Source organism: Mesorhizobium sp. M7A.F.Ca.US.005.03.2.1 (assembly GCF_003997795.1).
In the GTDB taxonomy this organism is placed as follows: domain Bacteria; phylum Pseudomonadota; class Alphaproteobacteria; order Rhizobiales; family Rhizobiaceae; genus Mesorhizobium; species Mesorhizobium ciceri.
In genome coordinates this window covers 1-5230 of record NZ_RZRP01000441.1, presented here as the reverse complement: position 1 = coordinate 5230, position 5230 = coordinate 1, and the positions used below count along the sequence as shown (strand labels likewise).

Sequence of the window (5230 nt, the reverse complement as noted above, 5' to 3'; positions counted from 1 at the left end):
CCGCCAGAGAAATAGAGCCCCGCCGGCGCACCGCCACTCTCGTCATAGAGCGTCAGCTGCTTGCCGGCGACGTTCCACGACTTGACGCCGTCCATCGGCGCCGGGCAATGCAGCGGCCCAGCGCGGAAGCCGGCGCCGAATTTGGTCTGCGGTGTCGCCACCTTGCAGCTCTGGCCCGCAACGCTGGCGTTCCAGACACCGGCGACGCTGGCGGCAGTCACGTCCGAAGCGCCGGCCGGCGCCGAACCATCCGAAGGCAGCGCGGCGACCTGCGTGTTCGCAGGAGCGGTCGGGAATTGAGACGGGTCGGTGGTGCCGGGCGATGCCGGCGGCGGCAGTTGGTTCGCCGTCACCTTGCCGGCGGGCGCGGCCTCCAGCGGTGCCGGCTGCTGGTCATCCATCGAGGAGAAACGCGAGGTCGAACAGCCGCTCGCAACGAGCGCCGCCAGCGATACGGCCACCAGACCGGTTTTCGAAAAAGTCATTCCAACCTCCGTCGGATCCGGCTGGGGGGAAGCCGTCCGCACAATCTCACCCCCACCAAGATGGAGAAGGTGGCGAAATTTCAACCCGATATGGTTAAAATACAGTTTGCAGCAAGAATTGTTGCAAATTTATCGCAATCGCGGCGGCTGACCGCTTGTCGCGCGTCGCCTGGGGATCCGGTCAAAGCAGTGCAGCGCCGACATTCGACGGTTGGACGCTTGCGCGAGCCGCCTTAGCGCCTATGTCTGGAAAACGAAACACCTGCCGGAGCCGCAAAATTGGCCGCGAGAAAGACAGCCGCCAATCGCTATTATAGCGGCCCGCCCAGCGACCATTTCGACGGCGCATTGTTCTTCAATCCCGACGGCCAGCCACCCGGCCGTTTCGCCGACCTGCTGAAATGGCAGTTGAATGGCCAGCGCTCGAAATGGCCGGCGAGCGATGCAAGCCCCTTTCCGCAGGCGAAACCGACGGCTCGGGTCGAGGGCGCCGCGCTGAAAGTGACCATGGTTGGCCATTCCACCTTGCTGGTCCAGACGGCCGGTCTGAACATCCTTACCGATCCGGTGTGGTCGCTGCGCGCCTCGCCGCTTTCCTTCGCCGGACCAAAACGCATCAATGCGCCAGGCATCGCCTTTGCCGACCTGCCGCCGATCGACCTCGTGCTGGTCAGCCACAACCACTACGACCATCTCGACCTCGCCACGTTGAGGCGGCTGAAGGCCGGCCACGACCCGCTGGTGCTCACTCCGCTCGGCAACGACGCCATCATCGAAGCCGCCGTGCCCGGCATGCGGCTGTCGGCGCATGACTGGGGCGACAGGGTCGAGATCGGCGACGGCGCCGCCATTCATGTCGAGCCGGTGCATCACTGGTCGGCGCGTGGCGCCCGCGACCGGCGCATGGCGCTCTGGGCCGGCTTTGTCGTCGAAACGCCTGACGGCAAGCTCTATTTCGCCGGCGACACCGGCTTCCACGATGGCATCAACTACCGGCGGATGGCCGAGAAACATGGCGGTTTCCGCTTCGCCATCCTGCCGATCGGCGCTTATGAGCCGCGCTGGTTCATGGCGCCGCAGCACCAGAACCCCTGGGAAGCGGTGCAAGGCATGACGCTGTGCAACGCCGCCCATGCCGCCGGCTGTCACTGGGGCACCTTCCAGCTCACCGACGAGCCGATCGACGAGCCGGCGCGCAAATTGACCGAGGCGCTTGACGATCGAGGCATCCCACGCGAGCGCTTTCGCGCCTTGCGGCCGGGCGAGGTCTGGGATGTGCCGGAGCACATAGCGCCCTGATCCGCATCGGTTCGACGGAACCCCAGCGCTGCAACCGCGTTTTCATGTGGTTGAAATATTTGCCGGTTTGCGAGGCATTGTCATGCTCAAATGGATTATCATTCTCCTGATCGTCGCCGCGGCGGCGAGCTTGCTCGGCATGCCGGCACTGGCAGGTGCCGCGGCCACCGGTGCGCGTATCCTTATCGGCATCGTTCTGATCATCTTCCTGCTGGTGGTGCTGGGCATTTTCGCCGTCACGTAAGTCCGGCGCTTTCGCCGAGACCAAGCGGCTGCGCACTGGTAATTCCTGCCCGTTTCCGCCATATAGCGCCAAACGGACACGGAATTTTTCGGAGCAATGGCCAGCACTGCCCCTTTCGCCAAGATGAACGGCATCGGCAACGAGATCATCGTTGCCGATATGCGTGGCCGTGCCGATCGGGTGACGGCGGCGGCGGCGGTTGCGCTGAACGCCGATGCCGCGACCAGCTTCGACCAGATCATGGCGATCCATGACGCCAGGACGTCTGGCACCGCCTTTTTCATCGACATCCTGAATTCCGATGGAACCGGTGCGCAGGCCTGCGGCAATGGCATGCGCTGCGTCGTCCAGGCGCTCGCCGCCGAGACCGGCCAGAAGATCTTCACCTTCGAGACCGTGGCGGGCATCCTCAATGCGCGCGAACACGCCGACGGTTCGATCTCGGTCGACATGGGCACGCCGCGCTTCGGCTGGCAGGATATCCCGCTGGCCGAGGAATTCCGCGACACCCGCATGATCGAGCTGCAGATCGGCCCGATCGACGCTCCCGTGCTGCATTCACCCTCGGTCGTTTCGATGGGCAACCCGCACGCGATCTTCTGGGTCGACAACGACGTCTGGTCCTACGAGCTCGACCGCTTCGGTCCGCTGCTCGAGAACCACCCGATGTTCCCCGAGCGCGCCAACATAACCATCGCTCAGGTTACTTCGCCCGAAACCATGATCATCCGCACCTGGGAACGCGGCGCCGGCCTGACCAAGGCCTGCGGTTCGGCCTCCTGCGCGGCCGTGGTGGCCGCGGCCCGCACCAACCGGACCGGCCGCAGCGTCAGTCTGTTGACGCCAGGCGGCGGCACGCTGCATGTCGAATGGCGCGACGATGACCACGTGGTCCTGACCGGCGCCGCCGAATGGGAATTTTCCGGCAACTTCGACCCGTCGATCGGGACATGGGCCCGCGACACTGAAAGCGCGGCCTGATGTCCGCTCTGCCCAAGAGCCCGGCGTCCCCGGGGATCGATGTCGTCACCTTCGGCTGCCGGCTCAACACCTATGAATCGCAGGTGATGCGGCGCGAGGCTGAAAGTGCGGGCCTCGGCGCGTTGGAAGGTGGCGCCGTGATCTTCAACACCTGCGCCGTGACAGGCGAAGCAGTGCGCCAGGCCAAGCAGGCGATCCGCAAGGCGCGCCGCGACAACCCGCGAGCCCGCATCATCGTCACCGGCTGCGCCGCGCAGACCGAGCCTGAAAAATTCGCCGCCATGGACGAGGTCGATCTCGTGCTTGGCAATGAAGAGAAGCTGAACGCGAATTCCTACCGCGCGCTGCCGGATTTCGGCGTCAACGACACCGAGAAGGCGCGCGTCAACGATATCTTTTCCGTGCGCGAGACCGCAGGCCACATGGTCGACGCCATCGAGGGCCGCGCACGCGCCTTCGTCCAGGTGCAGAACGGCTGCGACCACCGCTGCACCTTCTGCATCATTCCCTACGGCCGCGGCAATTCGCGCTCGGTGCCGATGGGCGCCGTGGTCGAGCAGGTCAAGCGGCTCGCCGGCAACGGCTATGCCGAGATCGTTCTGACCGGCGTCGACATGACTTCATTCGGCGCCGACCTGCCGGGCGCGCCGAAGCTCGGCAAACTGGTGAAGACCATCCTGAAACAGGTGCCCGATGTTAAGCGCCTGCGGCTGTCGTCGATCGATTCGATCGAGGCCGACGACGATTTGCTCGACGCCATCGCCACCGAGCCCCGGTTGATGCCGCATCTGCATCTGTCGCTGCAGTCGGGCGACGACATGATCCTGAAGCGCATGAAGCGAAGGCATCTGCGCGATCAGTCGATCCGCTTCTGCGAGGATGTGCGCAAACTGCGCCCCGGTATCGTCTTTGGCGCCGACATCATCGCCGGCTTCCCGACCGAGACCGACGAAATGTTCGAGAACTCGGAGAAAATTGTCGAGGAGTGTGGCCTGACCCATCTCCACGTCTTCCCCTTCAGCCCACGCGAAGGCACGCCTGCCGCGCGCATGCCGCAGCTCCGCCGCGAGGTGGTCAAGCAGCGCGCCGCCCGGCTGCGCGCCGCCGGTGAAGTTGCCTATGTCAGGCATCTGTCGTTGCTCACCGGTACGCGTCAGTCGATCCTGATCGAGCGAGACGGCCTTGGCCGCACCGAGGGTTTTACGCTTGCCGCACTCGGCACGGGCGCACCGGGTGAGATCGTCGAGGCCGATATATCGGGCCACGATGGTACCAGGCTGATCGCGGCGCCGCTTGCCGCCCGCGCCGCCTGAGAAACGCAAAGCATGGCTGGTTTTTTCAAGAAGATATTTTCGTTCGGCAAGAAAGAGGTGGTCGAGGAACGGATCGACGAGACCGCCCCGCTACCGCCGATCAAATGGGAAGCACTCGATGCGCTGAAGCCGGCGGCCGAACAGGTCGTCCCGGAGTTCTTGAAGCGCGATGAGCCGCGGCCCGAGGCAGAAACGACGCCGACGGTCGAGCCGGAGGTAATTCCTGCGCCGGAACCGGCGCCTGTCGAGGAACCGGTGCCCGCGCCGGAGCCGACCATCCCGCCAGCACCGGAGCCGACTGTTCCCTCCGAGCCGGAACCTCTGCCGGAGCCCGCGCCGAAAGAAGAACCGGCGCCCGCGCCAGAGACTCCAGAGCCGCCGGCGCCCGAGGAAGTTCCGCTCACCCCTGCGACTCCCGAACCCACGCCCGAACGGCAGCCGCAAGAAGTCCCAGCGCCGGCGCCGGCCGAACCGGAGATCGTCCCGTCACGCCCGGAAAAGCGGCCGGAGCCGGCACCAGTCGAAGTGCCGACGCCGGCCGAGGTTCCGGCAGAAACACCAGCGCCGATCGAGGTGCCCACACCGGCGCCGTCCCCTCTTCAGCCGTCTTCAGAGGCCGGCGCCGCTCCTCATCCGCCTGCCGGCACCTTCTCCCCGTATAGCGACGGGGAGAAGGAAGAAGTTTCAGCGCCGACGCCCGAAGCACCCGCCGCCGAAATCGCACCTCCCATTCGCCAGCCTGCGCCGATCGAATCGCAGCCGGTCATTGCGGAAATTGCGCCCGAGCCGCAGCCTCTTCCACCACCCGCGCCGGAGCCGAAAGCCGCCCCCGGCAAGGTGACCGTCACCAAGAAGGTCGAGCAGAAGGCCGAGCCGCAAAAAGCGCCGGAGCCGGCACCGAGGCGCTC

Annotated in this window: 5 protein-coding genes and 1 pseudogene; 5 read left to right on the top strand and 1 reads right to left on the bottom strand. The window is 65.6% G+C overall.

Annotated elements, in window-relative coordinates:
* Positions 1-485 (bottom strand): AprI/Inh family metalloprotease inhibitor (locus tag EN991_RS22400; protein WP_127369573.1); only part of this gene is annotated, 485 nt, incomplete at its 3' end.
* A gap of 279 nt (positions 486-764) precedes the next feature.
* Here EN991_RS22400 and EN991_RS22395 point away from each other — a divergent pair.
* The 5 genes and pseudogenes from EN991_RS22395 to EN991_RS22375 form a co-directional block, all read left to right on the top strand.
* Complete coding sequence (locus EN991_RS22395; RefSeq protein ID WP_127369572.1) at positions 765-1784, top strand: MBL fold metallo-hydrolase; 1020 nt, start codon at positions 765-767, stop codon at positions 1782-1784.
* Positions 1785-1866: 82 nt separating this feature from the next.
* Positions 1867-2028: a DUF1328 family protein gene (locus tag EN991_RS22390; protein ID WP_013528842.1), complete on the top strand. Its 162-nt coding sequence runs from the start codon at positions 1867-1869 to the stop codon at positions 2026-2028.
* 96 nt (positions 2029-2124) lie between these two features.
* Complete coding sequence (gene dapF, locus EN991_RS22385) at positions 2125-3009, top strand: diaminopimelate epimerase (RefSeq protein ID WP_013528841.1); 885 nt, start codon at positions 2125-2127, stop codon at positions 3007-3009.
* Complete coding sequence (gene mtaB, locus EN991_RS22380; protein ID WP_013528840.1) at positions 3009-4322, top strand: tRNA (N(6)-L-threonylcarbamoyladenosine(37)-C(2))-methylthiotransferase MtaB; 1314 nt, start codon at positions 3009-3011, stop codon at positions 4320-4322. The genes dapF and mtaB overlap by 1 nt, the downstream gene beginning before the upstream one ends.
* Before the next feature lie 12 nt (positions 4323-4334).
* Positions 4335-5230 (top strand): annotated as a pseudogene (locus EN991_RS22375) (signal recognition particle-docking protein FtsY); the annotation flags it as partial.

Bases quoted from the DNA above. Each gene is read 5' to 3' on its own strand.
- EN991_RS22390 (WP_013528842.1), top strand. From the start codon at position 1,867: ATGCTCAAATGGATTATCATTCTCCTGATCGTCGCCGCGGCGGCGAGC.
- mtaB (WP_013528840.1), top strand. From the start codon at position 3,009: ATGTCCGCTCTGCCCAAGAGCCCGGCGTCCCCGGGGATCGATGTCGTC.
- dapF (WP_013528841.1), top strand. From the start codon at position 2,125: ATGGCCAGCACTGCCCCTTTCGCCAAGATGAACGGCATCGGCAACGAG.